Genomic DNA, 18,717 nt, shown 5'->3' on the forward strand with positions numbered 1-18,717 from the left:
ATCATCGGGGGGCGGGGAGGCCGAGTCGGCCGAGTAGCCCGTCGATCTGCACGGTGAACAGCACCGACAGGTCGACGGGAGGCTCGGCGCCGAACTGACCGAACACCTCGAGACTCGTGAGCCCGACGGTGATGGCCCACAGCGCGAGTGCCGCGTGCATGGCGTCGTCGCTCATCTGCACATCGAACTCGGAGGTGACCGAGTCGAAGTCCAACACCGGGGTGGCGTCCTCCGGCGGAGCGAACACGATGTGCTCGTCGGCCGCGGCGAATGTGCGGACGAGGAGCCCGACCACGCGGGTGCCTGGTTCGGTTGTCTGCTCGGCGGGTGCCTGATATCCGGGAACCGGGCTGCCGTACAGCAGCGCGTACCGGGCCGGCTCGGCCACCGCCCAGTCGCGGAAGGCGTGGCAGCTCAGTCTCAACTGCTCGCGGGAGTCGTCGGCGGGTGCGGTGGCGTGCGCCGCGAGGACTCGATCGGCGAGCTCTGTGTAGGCATCGACGACCAGCAGGGTCAGCAGGTCATCCCGAGAGGCCACGTAGCGATACACCGCTGAGGACACCAGGTCGAGATCGCGCGCTATGGCGCGCAGGGACAGCGCGGCCGCGCCGTAGGTGGCGAGGTGTTCACGACCGAGTTCGAGGATCCGTTGCTGCGTGCGTGCCCTGGCCTGTGCTCGTGGCGTCAGTTGATCAGGGATCGAGGAATCGGTCATCTGCCGATCGTGCCATAAAGAGAGCGGTGCTCTTGCTTTTCCGGGTCGAGGGGTGCACACTCGTGACAACAGAGAGCAGTGCTCTCTAATCTGATTTTACGATCGAGGAGCCCACCATGACCGCAATGACCCACTACAACCGCCCCGGCAAGAGCGTCCACCTCTTCAACGGCATGGTCGCCTGGCTGGCCGATCGCGGCATCACGCTCGCCGGCGCCAGGACGCTCGAGGTCCGGGGACGCAAGTCCGGTAATCTGCAACGTATTCCGGTCAATCCGCTCCGGCTCGGTGGCCGTACCTACCTGATCGGCGCACGCGGCGACACCCAGTGGTCGCGCAACGTTCGTGCGGCGGGGAGTTGCGCCTTGCGTGGCGGCAGGAACGCAGTCACCTACCGTGCGCTCGAGGTGGCCCTCGAGGACAAGCCGGTAGTACTGCGGCCCTACCTCAAGCGGTGGGGCTGGGAGGTCGGGGCGTTGCTGCCGGTCAAGATCACGGCCACGTCAACCGACGCAGAGTTGCTGTCTGCGGCTGGTTCGATACCGGTGTTCGAACTGATCGCGCAGCCGCGCACCTGAGCGAGCCGAGGAGGCTTACCATCGACCTTGTGCGGCAGCAAGACGGGAACACCAGTTCCCGATGGGTGATGCACATCGATATGGATGCGTTCTTCGCGTCCGTCGAGCAGCTCACGCGGCCGACACTTCGCGGCCGCCCAGTGCTGGTCGGGGGACTGGGCGGCCGCGGGGTCGTGGCCGGCTGCAGCTACGAGGCGCGGGTCTTCGGAGCGCATTCTGCGATGCCGATGCACCAGGCGCGACGACTCGTCGGATCTGGCGCCGTGGTGCTGCCACCGCGCGGATCGGTCTATCGGGCGGTCAGTGTCCGCGTGTTCGGCCTCATCCGTGAATTGGTGCCCGTGATTGAGATGCTCTCGTTTGACGAGGCGTTCGGTGAACCCGCGGAGTTGGCCGGTGCGGACGCCGACGATGCCCGGCAGTTCGCGGAGCGGGTGCGTAAACGGATCAGCGATGAAGTAGGCCTGGCCGCGTCGGTGGGCTTCGGGAGCGGCAAGCAGATCGCCAAGATCGCCTCCGGGATGGCCAAGCCGGATGGGGTTGTCGTCGTCACTCCCGCCGAGCAGCGGGAGTTTCTCGCACGGCTGCCGGTGCGCAAGCTGTGGGGTATCGGCCCGGTTGCGGGAGAGCGGTTGCAGCGGTTGGGAATCGACACCATCGGGGACCTCGCGCGCATGTCGCCGGTCGAGGTGTCCTCGGTGCTCGGGGCCACGGTGGGCCCGGGGTTGCACCTGCTGGCACAGGGTGTCGATGACCGACCCGTTGCCGAACGTGCTTCGGCAAAGCAGATCAGCGCGGAATCGACCTTTGCCGAGGACATCACCGACCTCGTCCGGCTGCGGGTGGCGGTGGAGCGCGCCGCGGCATCGGCCCACCGCCGACTACTGAGTGACGGGCGTGGATCTCGGACGGTGGTCGTCAAACTGAAGAAGTCGGACATGTCGGTACTGACCCGATCGAGCACGTTGCCGGCGGCCACGACCGAATTGCCGGTCCTGGCCGCGGCGGCGCAGCGACTGGCGATCGATCCGCAGGAGATCGGACCCATCAGGCTCGTCGGGGTCGGGTACTCGGGTTTGACCGCGGTGCAACAGTTCTCGATGTTCCCCGAGCTGGATGAGTTCGAGGGGGCAGAGGCCACCGCCGACGAGTCATCGACCGAAGAGGCGTTCCATCCCGGTGGCCGCAATCCGGAAGCAGACCGACTGCGCTGGTCGACCGGCAACGACGTGCGACACGCCGAACATGGACTGGGCTGGGTGCAGGGCAGCGGCCATGGCCGGGTGACCGTCCGGTTCGAGACCCGCGGCAGTGGCCCCGGATTCGCGAAGACCTTTGCTCTCGACGATCCAGCGTTGGAAGAAGCGGACTCGCTGCACACCTTGGATTGGCCGGACGAGTTCCTGAAAGCGGCGACGGCAGAGGAAGAGTGATGCGGGACGTGCCCGGGTCATGCGGTAGCGAAGAACTCGGCAACCTCAGAGCGGTTACCGCCGCCGGCGAGCACGGCCTGCAACGCAATTCGCGCCTGGGATGCGCGTAGCCACGGTGAGATGATTGCGCCCCTGTTCACCAGGTCGACGGCCCCACCGCCACCGCCGTAGTGCGCGATGACAGGGCCCTTCGGAACCCGTGAGCACACCACCACGACCACTCCTCGATCGATGACCCGCGCCACCGCGTCGACGACGTCGGTGTGGGTGTTGCCGGAACCCGTTGCGGCCAGGACGATTCCCGCAGCACCCTGATCGGCGCTCCAGTCGAGCAGTGCCGGGTCGACGCCCGGATACAGCGACAGCAGGTCGACCCTGGTTCCGGCGATGAGAGTCGGCGGTATCACCGGGCGGGGCAGATCGACTCGGACCACAGAGAACGGAGCGGGGGCCCCGCTGTCGAGTTTGGTCGCCCCGCGCGCCGGCGTCAGCGAGTCGCTCATCGCGATCAGCACTCCACGGTCCCGAAGATGGGCGTCCGCGGCCGCCGCGACGGCCGCCGACAGGTTTGCGGGGCCGTCGGCATCGGGGGAGTCGGCGGGACGCTGGGCCCCGGTCATGATCAGCGGACGTGGATCGTCGTGCATGAGATCGAGCAACATCGCCGTTTCTTCCATGGTGTCGGTGCCGTGGGTCACGACCACACCGCAGACGTTCGGATCGGCGAATTCAACGTCGACCGCGAGCCGGATGGAGTCCTGATCCGCCGGCAGGATGGCCGACGAGTCGACGTGCAAGACTTCGCGGACGCGGAGTGCGATGTCAGGTGGCGCGATGCCTGCGACGAGATCGTCGCCGCGGACGTCCGGCCGGGCGCCGCCGGCAAATCCACGGCTGGCAATCGTTCCACCGGTGGTGAGAACCGACACCACCGCACCCGTCTTGACCATGCCCGATAGCTTCTGCCGACGGTGGGCACGCGTCAAATCCATATGTTTTTGGCATAGTGGTGCAGGACCAATGGCCCCAGCGGCCTCACGACCAGATCTCACCTGCACACTTTTCGGGTGTCGGGTGTCAATGAGAAGGACGGATTTTGAAGTTTCGCAAGTTCGTGACCGCCGGCGTTGCCGTGTGCGCCTTTCTGTCCATCGCTGCCTGTTCCGATGACGGCGGCAGCGACGACCCGACCACAACGACCAGCACGACCGCGGCCTCGGAGACGAGCACCGGCGGCGGTGGCCTGACCGACGCCAAGAAGCCCCCGACGGCTGCTGCTCTCAACCAGATGCTGGAGAAGGCCCTCGATCCGAACATCCCGGCGACGGAGAAGACCGAACTCGTCGAGGGTTCGGAGAAGGATCCGGCGCTCTTCGACAAGCTCGTCGCAGGTCGCGAAGCGAACCCTGACCTGACCTACGAAATCGTCGCACCGGTTCGTCCGGCCGGGACGAACCAGGCCAAGGCCAACGTCAAGGTCCAGCTGCCGGACGCTCCTCAGCAGCAGGTCGAAGCGCTCATCGTCTTCGACAACGGCACGTGGAAGCTGTCGTCCACGACCGTGTGCCTGCTCCTGAGTGGCGCCAACGTCAAGAGCCCGATGTGCCCGGCGAGTAGCTAGTCTGCCGAGAGCAGTAAGACCCTGAAAACGGCGTCCCCGCGATTCGATCGTGGGGACGCCGTTTTTCACTGTCCGGGAGACCAGGTCGATTCGAAGCCGAGCAGCTGACTGAAGGGCTGGCTCGCGTCCGCACCGATCAGCGTGCGCCCGCCCGAGATCTTCGACTGCCCGGACACCGGGACGCCGCGGGCCAGGTCGACGACCACGGTTCCGGTGCCTGTCATCGAGTAGCTCTCGATCGTGAGCACACCCCCGTCGGGGAGACGGAACGTGGAATCGACGGGCGATTCATCCACGCTGTAATCGACGGTCAGCACGTCACCCTCCCGTTTTGTGAGGGTTGCGGTGATCGTCTGACGGACGGTGGCGCCGGCGTTGACCGTGCGGACCGCCTCCCAACGCGCGCCCACGCCCACGGGTTCTGTGGGAAGTGTCACCGACCGCTGGAATGTGGCGAACAGGGATTCCTCGACCGCCTGCCGCGCGGTGTCGTCGGCGTCTTCACCCGGAAGGATGCGCAGGGAGATCGGGACGACGCCGGGGCCGATGCTCATACCCGCCCGCGACCCGTCCTGGGCTTTGAGGGCTTGGTTGAGGGCGGTGTCCGGTGACCCCGCAGCCCCGATCCGCAGATCGATGTCGGTGGCGTCGGAGCAGTTCACCCGTGCGGTCAAGGGCAGATCCACCGTGGTGGCCGTCGTCGCCGGACCTTGGTCGGTGGTGGGTGACGATGACGTGGATGTGGTGACCAGCTGCGCGGACTGCGCGTTTGCGCGGTCGAAGCCGCTCAACGGGACAGACCTTGGCTCGGCGCCGGGATCGACGATGGTGACTTTCGCCGGAGGAACCGGTAGCAGCGCCGCTGCGCTCTGCCCGGCCGTGGAGTCCGTGGCGCAACCGGTCGGTGCCGGTGGCGGCGGCTGGTCGTCGTCCGAGCCACAACCCGCCAGTCCGAGGGTCAGCAGGGTCACCGCAGCGACCACGACTGGTGGGGTGAGCAGGCGGGAGATCCGGAGGCGATGGGGGATGCGCGCAGGAGCTGGAGAGGACACGGCAGCCAGCGTATCGAGCCGATCGTGGATGATGGACAGGTGACGACCGACCCCACCCCACCCGCCGCGGACGATTCCGTCGACCAGACCGATGTCCGACCGCGGCCCAGAATGTGGCTGGTGTTGCTGATTGTCGCCGCGATCGTGTTGACCGCCGACCTCATCACCAAGATCCTCGCCGTCGCCCTCATCGAGCCCGGCGATCCCGTCGAGATCATCGGCGACACCGTCACCTTCAAACTCGTTCGCAACAGCGGCGCCGCGTTCTCGATGGCCACCGGCTACACCTGGATTCTGACGATCGTCGCCCTTGCGGTGGTCGTGGGCATCATCCGCTACAGCAAGCGACTCGGGTCGATCTGGTGGGCCCTGGGCCTCGGCCTGGTGCTCGGCGGTGCGCTGGGCAATCTGATCGACCGGATCTTCCGTGCGCCGGGCCCCCTGCGCGGGCACGTTGTGGACTTCATGTCCGTCGGCTGGTGGCCGGTGTTCAACATCGCCGATTCGGCGGTCGTGTGCGGTGCGGTGCTGCTGGTCGGTCTGACCTTGTTCGGGTTCGAGTTCGACGGCACCCGCACCGGAAAGAATGCACCGCCGGAGTCTGAGGCGGACCTGTCCGCACCGCAGGAGTCGGAGAGTGCGTCGAATCCGTCGGCGAACGAGCGGTCCGAGGCCTCGGACAACGGCAAGCGACAGGAACGTTGATGCGCGAAGCACGATCCATGCCGATTCCCGAAGGGCTCGAGGGCATGCGGCTCGACGCCGGGGTGGCACGCCTGCTCGGTCTCTCCCGCACCGTGGCGGCCACCCTGGCCGATGACGGGGACATCAGTGTCGACGGTGTCGCGGTGGGTAAGTCGCACAAACTGGTCGGCGGGCAGTGGCTTGATGTCCTGTTGCCCGCACCCGCCCGGGTACTCGCCATCGAGGCCCAACCGGTCGAGGGTATGGAGATCATCTACTCCGATGACGACATCGTGGTCGTGGACAAACCGGTCGGGGTGGCCGCCCATGCATCGGTGGGCTGGACCGGATCGACCGTGATCGGCGGCCTCGTCGCCGCGGGTTTCCGAATCTCCACGTCGGGTTCCCAAGAGCGACAGGGCATCGTGCACCGTCTCGACGTCGGGACGTCCGGGGTGATGGTCGTGGCGGTCTCCGAGCGGGCCTACACCTTGCTCAAGCGGGCCTTCAAGCAGCGGACCGTCGACAAGCGATACCACGCCATCGTGCAGGGACATCCCGACCCTCCGAGTGGCACCATCGACGCACCCATCGGCCGCAGCCGGGGCAATGACTGGAAGTTCACCGTCTCCGCCACGGGAAAGCCGAGTATCACCCACTACGACACGGTCGAGATGTTCCGTTCGGCAAGCCTGCTCGACGTCCATCTCGAGACCGGCCGGACCCATCAGATTCGGGTGCATTTCTCCGCCTTGCACCACCCGTGCTGCGGCGACCTGACCTACGGCGCCGACCCGGTGCTCTCCAAGCGTTTGGGGCTCGAGCGGCAATGGCTGCACGCCCGAGCGCTGTCTTTCGCTCATCCTTCCGACGGTCGACTGGTGGAGTTCACGAGTCCGTATCCCGCCGATCTCCAGCACGCGCTGGACGAATTGCGGGCCGGTTAGCTCGGTGAACTCCGCCGCCCGTACCGCATGTGCCGTGGTGCTCGTCGTGGGGGTGCTCGTCGCAGGGCTCTATGTCGTCGGCCGGCTCAACCCGGTACCCGCTCCGGTGATCGCCGGCGATGTGCTCGGCCCGGACAACGGCGAGGAGGTATCGGCGTATCTCGTCCGTGCCGAGGCCTCGCTGAGCGGTGCGGATGACGAGCGGTGGGCGCTGATCTCGTTGGCGAGTCCCATGGAGACCATGGCCGTCTGGTCGCTGACCCAGAACGTGTCGACGCCGGCCCTCTCGATATTGTCGCAGAGCATTTTCAACGTGCCGATCGATCGCGTGCAGACGCCGACCGTGGCGGTACCCAGCGGCAACACCGAATCGTCCTTCATCGCCTCGTCTCAGGTCGCCGCGGAATCGGTACGTCAGCGGTCCACCGGTACCGAACGCGCCCGCGCCGTCGGCGAGGTCGCCGCAGCGCGCCTGCGCGCGGGCTGTGTGTGCGTGATCGGCGTCGTGGTGCGGGCGTCACTCGATCGGCTGCGGACGTTGGCCGAGACGTCGCAGGTACGGGCTGTGCAGGCGCTACCCGCAGACGCCTCTGCCGGGCTCTTTTCTGTGGTCCCGTTGTTGCCGACGATGACGACCGTTGTCGCACCGACCCCTGACGATGGACCGATTCCTGCAGCGTAGGTCGTTATAGGGTGTCCCCTAGAAATCGACGAGATGGATGGACACAGACCAGGCGGGGCGCAACTCGAGCGCGGTGCCCGCGGGCCGATAGGGGAGATCATGTTGCAGCCGGGGTCCTGGATCGCCGGTTACCGGGTGGAGCGGGCGCTCGGCAGCGGTGGGATGGGTGCCGTCTACCTCGCGAAACATCCGGAACTGCCGCGCAGCGACGCGATCAAGGTTCTTGGCGAGCAGGTCGGTGAGGACGAGCAATTCCGCAAGCGCTTCCTGCGTGAGGCAGAGGTCGCCGCCGGGCTTGATCACCCGAACATCGTGACCATCTACAACCGCGGACGCAGCGACGGCATGCTGTGGATTTCGATGCAGTACGTCGCGGGTACCGACTGCGCGCAAGAACTGCACCGGACACAGGAGAAGGCCGGTGCGCAGGTCGGGCTGCCACCCGAGCGGGTGGTCCGGATCGCGTCGGAGATCGCGCGAGGGCTGGACTACGCCCATCGCAAGCAGCTACTGCACCGTGACATCAAACCTGCCAACATCTTGCTGTCCGAGGTCGATGGAAGCCTCGATCCCAGCCTGGCCGACGAACAGCGGGTATTGCTCACCGACTTCGGCGTGGCGAAGGCTGCGAACGAGACCGAGTCGCTCACGGTCGTCGGCACCGTGCTGGCGACGTTGTCGTACGCGTCGCCCGAACAACTCAAGGGACAGCAGGTCGACCCTCGGACCGATCAATATTCGCTGGCGGCGACGACCTTTCATCTCATCGCCGGTCGGGTGCCGTTCAAGGGTGACAGCACCGCCGATGTCATCACCGGGCATCTGAGCAAACCTGTTCCCAAGTTGTCGGAGCTGGTGCCCGCGGTCCCTCCGGCCGTGGACTCGGTGATCGCCAAGGCGATGGCGAAGGAAGCCGATGACCGTTTCGCCAATTGCCGACAGTTCACCGATGCCTTGCAATCTGCCTTCCGACAGAGCGCCGGTCAGGCCTCGTATCACAGCGCGCCCACCCGGTCGTCGTCGAATCCGTCGAGACCGGGTCAGCAGGGCGCGACGCGGTATTCGACACCGCTGCCGAGGCAGGCCGGTTCCGGATCACACACGCCCGCTCAAAGTTCCCACTACGGCAAGGGTGCCCAGTATGGCCAGAGCTCCCTCTACGGCCAGAGCTCCCAATACGGCCAGGTCTCGCGTCCCGGACAGGGGGCCTCTCAGCATTCCGGGCCCCAGCAGAACTCGCCGCACCACCAGGGTGCGCCGCACCGCGCCGGTGGCAGGGATGCCCAGTCGGGCTCGAACGCCGTGATGATCGCGCTGTTCATCGGGTTGGTGGTCATCGCCATCGCCATCTTGGTGGCGATCCTCCTCGTCGCCTGAGCCGTACTCGTCGCCCGAGCCGTACTCGTCGCCCGAGCCGTTCTGGGGCGACGGTGGGGAGGTCTCGATCCGAGTCACATCCGACCCACCGTCACCACTTCGGTGTCGCTGCGCCGCGCCTGTCGAACAGCGTCGGTGGCCCCGCCTAGACTGAGAGTTCTTGCGGCGTCGGAGTGATCTCGGCAGACCGCAGGCGTTCGTGGGTTCGAAATGAGAGGCGACGCGTGTCGGATTCGTTTGTCCATCTGCACAACCACACCGAGTACTCGATGCTCGACGGGGCGGCCAAGGTCAGCCCCATGATCGCCGAGGCCAAGCGCCTCGAGATGACGTCGATCGGCATGACCGACCACGGAAACATGTTCGGCGGCAGCGAGTTCTACAACGTCGCGACCAAGATGGACATCAAGCCGATCATCGGTATCGAGGCGTACATCGCGCCGGAGTCGCGGTTCAACACCAAGCGGGTGCTATGGGGCAACCGGGATCAGAAGGGTGACGACGTCTCCGGTAGTGGCGCCTACACCCACATGACGATGGTGGCCGAGAACGCGACGGGCCTGAAGAACTTGTTCAAGCTGTCCTCGCTCGCCTCGATCGAGGGTCAGCTCGGTAAGTGGTCACGTATGGACGCGGAGATCATCGCCTCCCACGCCGAAGGCATCATCGCGACCACCGGGTGTCCCTCAGGTGAGGTGCAGACCCGCTTGCGCCTCGGCCACGACCAGGAGGCCCTCGAGGCCGCGGCCAAGTGGCAGGACATCTTCGGCAAGGAGAACTTCTTCCTCGAGCTGATGGAGCACGGCCTCGAGATCGAGAGCCGCGTCCGCGAAGGGCTGCTCGAGATCGGCCGCAAACTCGGGATCCCGCCGCTGGTGACCAACGACTGTCACTACGTCACCAAGGGGCATGCCGCCAGCCACGAGGCGTTGCTGTGTGTCCAGACCGGCAAGACGCTCTCGGACCCGACCCGCTTCAAGTTCGACGGCGACGGCTACTACCTCAAATCCGCCGCCGAGATGCGCGAGCTCTGGGACTCCGAGGTCCCGGGTGGTTGTGACAACACCCTGCTCATCGGCGAGCGGGTGCAGAGCTACGCCGAGGTCTTCGAGCACCGCGACCGGATGCCGGTCTTCCCGGTGCCGGAAGGACAGACCCAGCAGACCTGGCTGCGCAAAGAGGTCGCCGAAGGTCTCAAGAACCGGCGGTTCCCCGGTCGCGAGGTGCCGCAGGAGTACCTCGAACGCGCCAACTACGAACTCGACGTCATCATCCAGATGGGTTTTCCCGCGTACTTTCTCGTCGTCGGTGACCTCATCCGCCACGCGAACGAGGTCGGGATCCGGGTGGGTCCGGGTCGCGGTTCCGCCGCCGGATCACTGGTGGCCTGGGCTCTGGGCATCACGAACATCGACCCCATCCCGTACGGACTGCTCTTCGAGCGATTCCTCAACCCCGAGCGTGTGTCGATGCCCGACATCGACATCGACTTCGACGACCGCCGCCGGGCAGACATGGTGCGGTACGCGACCGAGCGCTGGGGCAGCGACAAGGTGGCCCAGGTCATCACCTTCGGCACCATCAAGACCAAGGCCGCCATCAAGGACTCGGCCCGCGTCCAGTTCGGTCAGCCCGGGTACGCGATCGCCGACCGGATCGCGAAGGCGCTGCCACCGCCGATCATGGCCAAGGACATCACCATCGCCGGCATCACCGACAGCTCGCACGAGCGGTACAAAGAGGCCAGCGAGGTCCGCCAGCTGATCGAGACCGACCCGGACGTCAAGAAGATCTATGACACCGCGCTGGGGCTGGAAGGCCTGATCCGCAACGCGGGCGTACACGCCTGCGCGGTGATCATGTCGTCCGAGCCGCTGACCGAGGCGATCCCCGTCTGGAAGCGTGCCCAGGACGGCGCCATCATCACCGGCTGGGATTACCCGTCCTGTGAGGCCATCGGGCTGCTGAAGATGGACTTCCTGGGGCTTCGCAACCTCACGGTCATCGGCGATGCGATCGACAACCTCAAACTCAACCGCGACATGGATCTGGACCTGGATTCGTTGCCGTTGGACGATCCCAAGACCTATGAACTGCTGGCCAGGGGCGACACGCTGGGCGTCTTCCAGCTCGACGGTGGCCCGATGCGCGAGCTCCTCAAGCGCATGCAGCCCACCGGTTTCGGGGACATCGTCGCCGTCCTCGCGCTGTACCGCCCCGGCCCGATGGGTATGAACGCCCACAACGACTATGCCGATCGCAAGAACAACCGGCAGCCCGTCTCGCCCATCCACCCCGAACTCGAGGAACCCCTCAAAGAGATCCTTGCCGACACCTACGGCCTGATCGTCTACCAAGAGCAGATCATGCAGATCGCCCAGAAGGTCGCCGGATACTCGCTCGGTCAGGCCGACCTCCTGCGTCGCGCCATGGGTAAGAAGAAGCTGTCCGAGCTCGAAAAAGCGTATGCCGGTTTCCGCCAGGGCATGCTGGACAACGGCTTCTCCGAGGCGGCCATCAAGGCGCTGTGGGACACCATCCTCCCGTTCGCCGGCTACGCCTTCAACAAATCGCACGCCGCCGGCTACGGCCTGGTCTCGTTCTGGACTGCCTACCTCAAGGCGAACTATCCGGCCGAGTACATGGCCGGTCTGCTCACCTCCGTGGCCGACGACAAGGACAAGGCCGCAATCTATCTGGCCGACTGCCGTCGGCTGGGTATCACCGTGCTGCCGCCCGACGTCAACGAGTCACAGCAGAACTTCGCCGCGGTCGGCGGCGACATCCGCTTCGGCCTGGCCGCGGTGCGCAACGTCGGTACGGGCGTGGTGGCCTCGATCCTGGCTGCGCGGGAAGAGAAGTCGAACTTCACGAGTTTCTCGGATTATCTGGGCAAGATCAGCGTCACGGCCTGCAACAAGAAGGTCACCGAGTCCCTCATCAAGGCGGGGGCGTTCGACTCCCTCGGCCATGCCCGAAAGGGCCTCTTTCTCGTGCACGCCGATGCCGTCGATGCGGTTCTGGGCACCAAGAAGGCCGAGGCGGTCGGTCAATTCGACCTGTTCGGTGATGCCGGTGGCGGCGAAGGTGTGACCGACGACGCCTTCGCGGTCAAGGTGCCGGAAGAAGAGTGGGACACCAAACACAAACTCGCACTGGAGCGCGAGATGCTGGGACTCTACGTGTCCGGGCATCCGCTGAACGGCGTCGAGCACGTCATCTCCGCGCAGACCGACACCTCGATCAGCTCGTTGCTGGAGGGCAACGTCAAGGACGGCGCCCAGATCGTCATCGGCGGAATCATCTCGGCGGTCACCCGACGGGTGAACAAGAAGGGCGAGTCCTATGCCGTCGTGCAGATCGAGGACATGGTCGGTGGGGTCGAGGTGTACTTCTTCCCGCGCGCCTATCAGGCCTACGGCATGGACATCGCCTCCGATGCGGTCGTCCTGGTCAAGGCTCGGGTGAACCTGCGCGACGACAGTATGATGATCTCCGCCAATGATCTTGCGGTGCCGGATCTTTCGCACGTGGGTGTGGACAAGCCCCTCTCGCTGATCATGCCGACCAGGCTGTGCACCGCGGACCGGGTCAGCGCTCTCAAGCAGGTGCTGGTGCGTCATCCGGGGACAGCCGACGTGCATGTGCGGCTGGTCAGCGGCAACAAGCAGACCACTCTGAAGCTCGACGATCAACTACGCGTGAACCCGACGTCGGCGCTGATGGGCGACCTGAAAGCATTGCTCGGACCGGCCTGTATGGCCAGCTGACCCTGCCCCCGGCCTGGAATACTGGACTCGCGAGTGTGGTTGACGGAAAGCGACGCTTCACGCGCTCCCGAGACCTCGGGTGCAGGTGAGAACAACATGGAGGTTGATCGATGCCACTTCAGGGCGAGTACGAGCCGAGTACCAGCGATTGGGCACGGGAACAGGCCGAGAAGTACGAGAAGTCTGGCGGCACCGAAGGCACGGAGCTCAACGGTATGCCGGTCGTGGTCCTGACCACTGTCGGTAACAAGTCGGGCAAGCTTCGCAAGTCCCCACTGATGCGTGTCGAGCACGACGGGAAGTACGCGGTGGTCGCCTCACTCGGTGGTGCTCCGAAGAACCCGGTCTGGTACTACAACGTGGTCGCGCACCCGCAGGTCGAACTGCAGGACGGTCCGAATGTGCAGGACATGGTCGCTCGTGAGATCACCGGCGACGAGAAGGCGCTGTGGTGGGAGCGGGCCGTGGCAGCTTTCCCCCCGTACGCCGACTACCAGGAGAAGACGGACCGGGAGATCCCGGTGTTCGTCCTCGAACCCGTGAAGTAATTTCTGTTGGGGTGGCGCGAGACGAAGCCGAAGGCGGAGCTCGACCAGATCGTCTGAGACGAAGCCGAAGGCGGAGCTCGACCAGATCGTCTGAGACGATTGGTGGCGTGACTATCGGACAGCCGGTCGACTCGACCACCACATCGCACGGACACACGGCTCTGGACGCCGCCGCCATCGACGCGGCGGCCGAGCGGATCGGCGGTGTGGTGGTCGCGACTCCCCTCCAGATCTCGGAGCGTCTGTCTGCGGCCACAGGTGCGCAGGTGTACGTCAAGCGCGAGGATTTGCAGTCGGTGCGGTCGTACAAGATCCGCGGCGCCTACAACGTGATGTCGATGCTCACCGAGGCCGAACGAGCCGCCGGGGTGGTGGCGGCGAGCGCGGGGAATCACGCACAGGGTGTCGCGTATGCGGCCCGCACCATGAAGATCCGTAGCAGGATCTACGTGCCGACCAGTACGCCGAAGCAGAAGCGCGATCGGATCCGTTGGCACGGAGGGGATTTCGTCGAGCTGATTTCGGTGGGCGACACCTATGATGCCGCGGCCGCGGCGGCGCAGGCCGATGTCCTCGAAACCGGAGCCACCTGGATCCACGCTTTCGACGACACCCGCACCGCCGCTGGTCAGGGGACGATCTCGAAAGAGATCGTCGAGCAGCTGGGACGGATGCCGGATCTGGTCATCGTTCCGGTCGGCGGCGGCGGCGCCATCGCCGGCATGACCACCTATCTTCGTTCGCTCAGTGACGAGGTCCGCATCGTCGGTGTGGAGCCGACCGGTGCTGTGTCATTGTCTGCAGCTCTGGTCGACGGTGGACCGGTCACCCTCAGCGACATAGACCCCTTCGTCGACGGTGCCGCGGTCAAACGGATCGGCGGACTCGGGCATCGGGTGATGTCGCAGGCCGGTGCCACGGTCGCTCAGCATCCCGATCTGCCGCCGTCAGCCACCGTTCATCGTGGCCACGAGAAGCTGCCGGCCGGTGCCGTGCACGTCACCCACGTCGATGAGGGTGCGATCTGTTCGGCGATGCTCGAGCTCTATCAGAACGAAGGCATCATCGCCGAGCCGGCAGGAGCACTTGCTGTGACAGCGCTCGAAGATCTGCCCATAGAACCGGGGTGGACGGTTGTGTGCCTGTTGTCAGGTGGAAACAACGATGTGTCCCGCTACAACGAGGTCATCGAGCGGTCGCTGGTCCACCGGGGGCTCAAGCACTATTTCCTGGTGGACTTCCCGCAGGAGCCCGGCGCGTTGCGAGGTTTCCTCAACGAGGTGCTGGGTCCCGACGACGACGTCACCTTGTTCGAGTACGTCAAACGCAACAACCGCGAGACCGGCGCTGCCCTGGTGGGTGTCGAACTCGGTGCACCCGGCGGACTCAGTCCGCTCTTGGATCGTATGAACAGTTCGCGCTTGACCTGCGAGCGGCTCGAACCGGGATCACCGGCCTACCGCTACCTGACCTGACCCCACACGCGCCACGTATCGGAAGACGCGCCACCTACACGTGCAGGTGGCGCGTCTTCCGATTTCCGGCTCGTTGGTGGTCAGGCGCGGCGGACGACCACGGCATTGTGCCCACTCAGGGTGCCGTCGTCCGAGGGTGGTTCCCACGCGAGGAGCACGTCGCCACGGAAGGGATTCGGGACCGGTGTCTCGGTCAGTGTCACGACGGTGGTGAGCGCACCTCGGTGCATGGCGAACCACATGCCTTCGGAGTCGAAATCGATGGCGACCGAGGCGAAGTCGTCGTCCGAGAATTCTGGTTCGCCCTTACGCAGGGCGATGAGGGCGCGGTAGAACTCGAGTACCCGCGCGTGTCCGGGCGCGTCGATCTCGTCCCAGCGGAGCTTGGATCGCTCGAATGTCTCAGGGTCCTGTGGGTCGGGAACCTCGTCCGCATCCCACCCGTGCTCGGCGAACTCGGCTTTGCGCCCGTTGGCGGTGGCCTCGCCCAATTCGGGTTCGGGATGGGAGGTGAAGAACTGGAACGGCGAGCTCGCTGCCCATTCCTCGCCCATGAACAGCATCGGTGTGAACGGAGAGGTCAGGACCAGTGCCGCCTTCGCGGCCAACTGTCCCGGAGTCAGATATGCGCTGGGGCGATCACCGATCGCGCGGTTACCGATCTGATCGTGATTGCACGTGTAGACGACGAGAGATGTGGTCGCGACATGCTGCGGATCGATCGGGCGACCGTGCCGTCTGCGTCGGAACGATGAGTATGTCAGTGCGTGAAAGAAACCTTCGCGCAGCACTTTTGACAAACACTCCAGACTGCCGAAATCTGCGTAGTACCCCTGCCGCTCGCCGGAGATGGTGGTGTGGATGGCATGGTGGCCGTCATCGCTCCATTGGGCGGCGAGGCCGAATCCGCCCTCCGACCGCGCGGTGATCAACTTCGGATCGTTGAGATCGCTCTCCGCGATCAGCGCCAGCGGCCTGCCGACGCGTCGGGAGAGTTCGTCGGTCCGAATCTGCAGTTCCTCCAGCAGGTGGAGTGCGGTCCGGTCGACGAGCGCGTGTACTGCGTCGAGTCGCAGGCCGTCCACGTGGAACACCTCGAGCCATCGGAGTGCGGAGCCCAGGATGTATTCGCGGACCTCGTCGGAGTCGGCCTCGTCCAGGTTCACCGACTGTCCCCATGAGGTGGCGCCCGTGGTCAGATACGGCCCGAACTCGGGAAGATAGTTGCCGGATGGCCCGAGATGGTTGTACACGGCGTCGACGATGACGCCGAGACCTCGTAGGTGGCACGCGTTCACGAACCGCGCCAGTGCGTCGGGTCCGCCGTAGGTTTCCTGGACCGCGTACCAGCCGACTCCGTCGTACCCCCAGTTGTGGGTGCCGTTGAAGGCGTTCACCGGCATCAGCTCGACGAAGTCGACTCCCAACTCGACCAGGTGATCGAGTCGATCGATAGCACTGTCGAGGGTGCCGGCGGTGGTGAAGGTGCCGATGTGCAGTTCGTAGATCACCGCGCCTGCGATAGGACGCCCCGTCCACGTGGAGTCGGACCAGATCTCCGGATCGACTTCGTGAACCTGGGACAGCCCGTGCACCCCGTCCGGCTGCCGGGTGGACCGGGGGTCGGGCCGTGGATCCGCGGCGTCATCGATCAGGTAGCCGTACCTGGCACCGGCTTCGGCGGAGACCGGGGATTCCCACCAGCCTCCGTCTGTCGGGCGCATCTCGTGGGTGCGGTCGTCGATCACTACGCGAAGCTGCCGGGCGTCGGGGGCCCATACCGGAAGATTGGTCACCTCTGAACGGTAGTTGGTGGGCCACGTCGATGCCGAGCGGAGGGGCGGCCGGGGTCGCCGTCCGAATCCGGTAAGTTAACCGGGAATCGCGGCGTTGATACGCTTTGCGGCGTTGATGAGTTAATGTGACAACGCCTGATTCAGATCCAGGTGAACAGAGTCTCCGCTGCACAACGCATAACTTTCGTTATGGTGACGAGTTCTTCGGATAAATAACGCGTTAGTCGGATGCTCCGATTAGCTATGTGGCACTATGAGCGAACTCATACGCACCGGGTGCGTGTGACGGGGACAACGAAGGCAGGGTGTGAGTACAGCAACCGTGGCGGCAGGTGCAGGGGGCACTTCGCGAACGCGTGGTCGTTTCGGGCCGCTACGTCGGTGGTTCCGCGAGCACGTGATCGCCTCGTTCGAGACATTCGGGCGTCAGATGACGCTCTTCCTCGAGGTCTTCAAAGTGCTGTTCGTCGATATAGCCAAACGGCGATTTCCGTTCGGCGAGTTCATCCGGCAGTGCGCGTTCATGGCCAACACGTCCGTGATGCCGACGCTGTTGGTGGCCATCCCGGTAGGGGTCATCGTGTCGATCCAGGTCGGCAACATCGCCAACCAGATCGGCGCAACGTCGTTCTCGGGAGCCGCCACCGGGCTCGGCGTGATCCGCCAAGGCGCGCCGCTGGTGACCTCGCTGCTACTGGCAGGGGCAGTAGGCTCGGCCATCGCCGCCGATCTCGGATCCCGCACCATCCGCGACGAGATCGATGCGATGAAAGTGATGGGCGTCAATCCGGTCCAGCGGCTGATCTCCCCACGACTCCTCGCCACGATGGTGGTCAGTTTTCTGCTGTGCGGCTTCGTCTGCTTCATCGGCTTCGTCACCGGTTATGTGTTCAACGTCTACTTCCAAGGCGGAACGCCGGGTAGTTACACCGGCACCTTTGCGTCCTTTGCATCCCCGGCCGACCTCGCGTTCGCCATCACCAAGGCGGTCATCTTCGGCGCCATCGTTGCGGTGGTCGCCTGCGACCGTGGACTCACGACGAAGGGCGGGCCCTCTGGAGTCGCCAACTCGGTCAACGCCGCAGTGGTGAACTCTGTGATCCTGCTGTTCACCGTGAACGTGATCCTCACCCAGATCTTCGCCGTGGTAGTCCCGACGAGGGTGGTCTAGATGGTCGCGTCCAAGTACACGCCCCCGGTCCTCAAGCCGCTGGAGTGGAGTAAGAAACTCTACGAAACTCCGCGTGACCTGTTGGTCCTCATGGGGCACCAGCTCACCTTCCTGGTGCGCTCGGTCGGTGCGGTGCCGATCGCCTTCAAGCACTACAGCAAAGAGATCTGGCGGCTGCTGTCCGACGTGACGTGGGGCAATGGGGCGATCGTGGTCGGTGGCGGCACCATCGGCGTCATCATCCTGCTGGGGGTGATGGGCGGGGCCACGGTCGGTATCGAGGGTTACACCGCACTGAACCTGCTCGGTATGTCACCGGTGACCGGCGCGATTTCCGCCTTTGCGACAACCCGCGAACTCGGCCCCCTGTTGGCCGCGGTCGCGTTCACGGCCCAGTCGGGGTGTCGTTTCACGGCACAACTCGGTTCGATGCGCATCAGCGAGGAGATCGATGCCCTCGAATCCATCGCGATTCGTCCGATGCCGTACCTCGTCACGACCCGCATGATCGCCGCCGTCATCTCGATCATCCCGCTGTACACGGTCTCACTGGCCGCGAATTATCTGGCGTGCCAGTTCATGTTCCAGATCCAGAGCGGTCAGGGGCGGGGTGCGTATCTGTCGTACTTCTACCAGTTCATCTTGTCGAAGGACATGGTGTATTCGGTCATCAAAGTGGTGGTGTTCGTGCTCCTCACCACCTTCATCCAGTGCTACTACGGCTTCTTCGCCTCGGGTGGACCAGAAGGCGTCGGGGTGGCGGCCGGCCACGCCATTCGGCTCGCGATCATCGTGCTGGTGTTCGCGAATCTGCTGTTGACCCTGGTGTTCTGGGGTCTGTCGCCGGGTATCAGGATTTCGGGGTGAA

General features: G+C 65.1%; 16 protein-coding genes. 12 read left to right on the forward strand and 4 right to left on the reverse strand.

Annotation, left to right across the window (positions count from 1 at the left end; genetic code table 11):
- Window position 1: 1 nt before the first annotated feature.
- Entirely contained in the window at window positions 2-715 is a 714-nt protein-coding gene (locus J3S28_RS14200; protein ID WP_207841360.1) for a TetR/AcrR family transcriptional regulator, read from the reverse strand.
- A 116-nt stretch (window positions 716-831) separates the two neighbouring features.
- Between J3S28_RS14200 and J3S28_RS14205 the strand changes: the two genes are divergently transcribed.
- Window positions 832-1,293 (forward strand): nitroreductase/quinone reductase family protein, encoded by a 462-nt coding sequence (locus tag J3S28_RS14205; RefSeq protein WP_207841361.1) that lies wholly within the window; start codon window positions 832-834, stop codon window positions 1,291-1,293.
- A gap of 68 nt (window positions 1,294-1,361) precedes the next feature.
- Window positions 1,362-2,726 carry a DNA polymerase IV gene (locus J3S28_RS14210; RefSeq protein ID WP_207841428.1) on the forward strand — a complete coding sequence of 455 codons (1,365 nt, stop codon included), beginning with the start codon at window positions 1,362-1,364 and terminating at the stop codon, window positions 2,724-2,726.
- A 17-nt stretch (window positions 2,727-2,743) separates the two neighbouring features.
- Here the strand turns inward: J3S28_RS14210 and J3S28_RS14215 are convergent, their stop codons facing one another.
- Complete coding sequence (locus J3S28_RS14215) at window positions 2,744-3,676, reverse strand: asparaginase (protein WP_207841362.1); 933 nt, start codon at window positions 3,674-3,676, stop codon at window positions 2,744-2,746.
- 146 nt (window positions 3,677-3,822) lie between these two features.
- Between J3S28_RS14215 and J3S28_RS14220 the strand changes: the two genes are divergently transcribed.
- Window positions 3,823-4,347 carry a WKL family lipoprotein gene (locus tag J3S28_RS14220; RefSeq protein WP_207841363.1) on the forward strand — a complete coding sequence of 175 codons (525 nt, stop codon included), beginning with the start codon at window positions 3,823-3,825 and terminating at the stop codon, window positions 4,345-4,347.
- Window positions 4,348-4,412: 65 nt separating this feature from the next.
- Here J3S28_RS14220 and J3S28_RS14225 read toward each other — a convergent pair whose 3' ends face one another.
- Window positions 4,413-5,399, reverse strand: coding sequence for a hypothetical protein (locus J3S28_RS14225; RefSeq protein WP_307797132.1), 987 nt, complete (start codon window positions 5,397-5,399; stop codon window positions 4,413-4,415).
- A gap of 111 nt (window positions 5,400-5,510) precedes the next feature.
- Here J3S28_RS14225 and lspA point away from each other — a divergent pair, with 111 nt between their 5' ends.
- The 7 genes from lspA (at window position 5,511) to ilvA (ending at window position 14,882) form a co-directional block, all read left to right on the forward strand.
- Window positions 5,511-6,104 (forward strand): signal peptidase II, encoded by a 594-nt coding sequence (lspA, locus tag J3S28_RS14230; protein ID WP_237341601.1) that lies wholly within the window; start codon window positions 5,511-5,513, stop codon window positions 6,102-6,104.
- A complete protein-coding gene (locus J3S28_RS14235) occupies window positions 6,104-7,030 on the forward strand; it encodes an RluA family pseudouridine synthase (RefSeq protein WP_207841365.1) in 927 nt (308 codons plus the stop codon). Before lspA ends, J3S28_RS14235 begins: the two co-directional genes overlap by 1 nt.
- A gap of 4 nt (window positions 7,031-7,034) precedes the next feature.
- Window positions 7,035-7,712, forward strand: coding sequence for a hypothetical protein (locus tag J3S28_RS14240; protein WP_207841366.1), 678 nt, complete (start codon window positions 7,035-7,037; stop codon window positions 7,710-7,712).
- A gap of 99 nt (window positions 7,713-7,811) precedes the next feature.
- Window positions 7,812-9,089, forward strand: a complete 1,278-nt coding sequence (locus tag J3S28_RS14245) for a serine/threonine-protein kinase (protein WP_207841430.1) — start codon at window positions 7,812-7,814, stop codon at window positions 9,087-9,089.
- Window positions 9,090-9,313: 224 nt separating this feature from the next.
- Window positions 9,314-12,859 carry a DNA polymerase III subunit alpha gene (gene dnaE, locus J3S28_RS14250; RefSeq protein WP_207841367.1) on the forward strand — a complete coding sequence of 1,182 codons (3,546 nt, stop codon included), beginning with the start codon at window positions 9,314-9,316 and terminating at the stop codon, window positions 12,857-12,859.
- A gap of 110 nt (window positions 12,860-12,969) precedes the next feature.
- The gene (locus J3S28_RS14255) at window positions 12,970-13,407 is read left to right on the forward strand and encodes a nitroreductase family deazaflavin-dependent oxidoreductase (RefSeq protein ID WP_207841368.1); all 438 of its coding nucleotides are present in this window, start codon (window positions 12,970-12,972) and stop codon (window positions 13,405-13,407) included.
- Window positions 13,408-13,520: 113 nt separating this feature from the next.
- The gene (gene ilvA / locus J3S28_RS14260; RefSeq protein WP_207841431.1) at window positions 13,521-14,882 is read left to right on the forward strand and encodes a threonine ammonia-lyase IlvA; all 1,362 of its coding nucleotides are present in this window, start codon (window positions 13,521-13,523) and stop codon (window positions 14,880-14,882) included.
- 80 nt (window positions 14,883-14,962) lie between these two features.
- On the opposite strand, the gene treZ is transcribed toward ilvA, so the two are convergent.
- Window positions 14,963-16,678 carry a malto-oligosyltrehalose trehalohydrolase gene (gene treZ, locus J3S28_RS14265; RefSeq protein ID WP_207841369.1) on the reverse strand — a complete coding sequence of 572 codons (1,716 nt, stop codon included), beginning with the start codon at window positions 16,676-16,678 and terminating at the stop codon, window positions 14,963-14,965.
- A 430-nt stretch (window positions 16,679-17,108) separates the two neighbouring features.
- On the opposite strand from treZ, the gene J3S28_RS14270 reads away from it, so the two are divergent.
- Both J3S28_RS14270 and J3S28_RS14275 read left to right on the forward strand, forming a co-directional pair.
- Entirely contained in the window at window positions 17,109-17,849 is a 741-nt protein-coding gene (locus J3S28_RS14270; RefSeq protein ID WP_237341604.1) for an MlaE family ABC transporter permease, read from the forward strand.
- Window positions 17,850-18,716 (forward strand): ABC transporter permease, encoded by an 867-nt coding sequence (locus tag J3S28_RS14275; RefSeq protein ID WP_207841370.1) that lies wholly within the window; start codon window positions 17,850-17,852, stop codon window positions 18,714-18,716.
- The last annotated feature ends 1 nt before the right edge of the window (window position 18,717 follow it).

Origin of the sequence: Williamsia soli (assembly GCF_017377795.1) — a bacterium.
In the GTDB taxonomy this organism is placed as follows: domain Bacteria; phylum Actinomycetota; class Actinomycetes; order Mycobacteriales; family Mycobacteriaceae; genus Williamsia; species Williamsia soli.

Bases quoted from the DNA above. Each gene is read 5' to 3' on its own strand.
- J3S28_RS14200 (WP_207841360.1), bottom strand. From the start codon at position 715: ATGACCGATTCCTCGATCCCTGATCAACTGACGCCACGAGCACAGGCC.
- J3S28_RS14205 (WP_207841361.1), top strand. From the start codon at position 832: ATGACCGCAATGACCCACTACAACCGCCCCGGCAAGAGCGTCCACCTC.
- J3S28_RS14210 (WP_207841428.1), top strand. From the start codon at position 1,362: ATGCACATCGATATGGATGCGTTCTTCGCGTCCGTCGAGCAGCTCACG.
- J3S28_RS14215 (WP_207841362.1), bottom strand. From the start codon at position 3,676: ATGGTCAAGACGGGTGCGGTGGTGTCGGTTCTCACCACCGGTGGAACG.
- lspA (WP_237341601.1), top strand. From the start codon at position 5,511: ATGTGGCTGGTGTTGCTGATTGTCGCCGCGATCGTGTTGACCGCCGAC.
- J3S28_RS14235 (WP_207841365.1), top strand. From the start codon at position 6,104: ATGCGCGAAGCACGATCCATGCCGATTCCCGAAGGGCTCGAGGGCATG.
- J3S28_RS14245 (WP_207841430.1), top strand. From the start codon at position 7,812: ATGTTGCAGCCGGGGTCCTGGATCGCCGGTTACCGGGTGGAGCGGGCG.
- J3S28_RS14255 (WP_207841368.1), top strand. From the start codon at position 12,970: ATGCCACTTCAGGGCGAGTACGAGCCGAGTACCAGCGATTGGGCACGG.
- J3S28_RS14270 (WP_237341604.1), top strand. From the start codon at position 17,109: ATGACGCTCTTCCTCGAGGTCTTCAAAGTGCTGTTCGTCGATATAGCC.
- J3S28_RS14275 (WP_207841370.1), top strand. From the start codon at position 17,850: ATGGTCGCGTCCAAGTACACGCCCCCGGTCCTCAAGCCGCTGGAGTGG.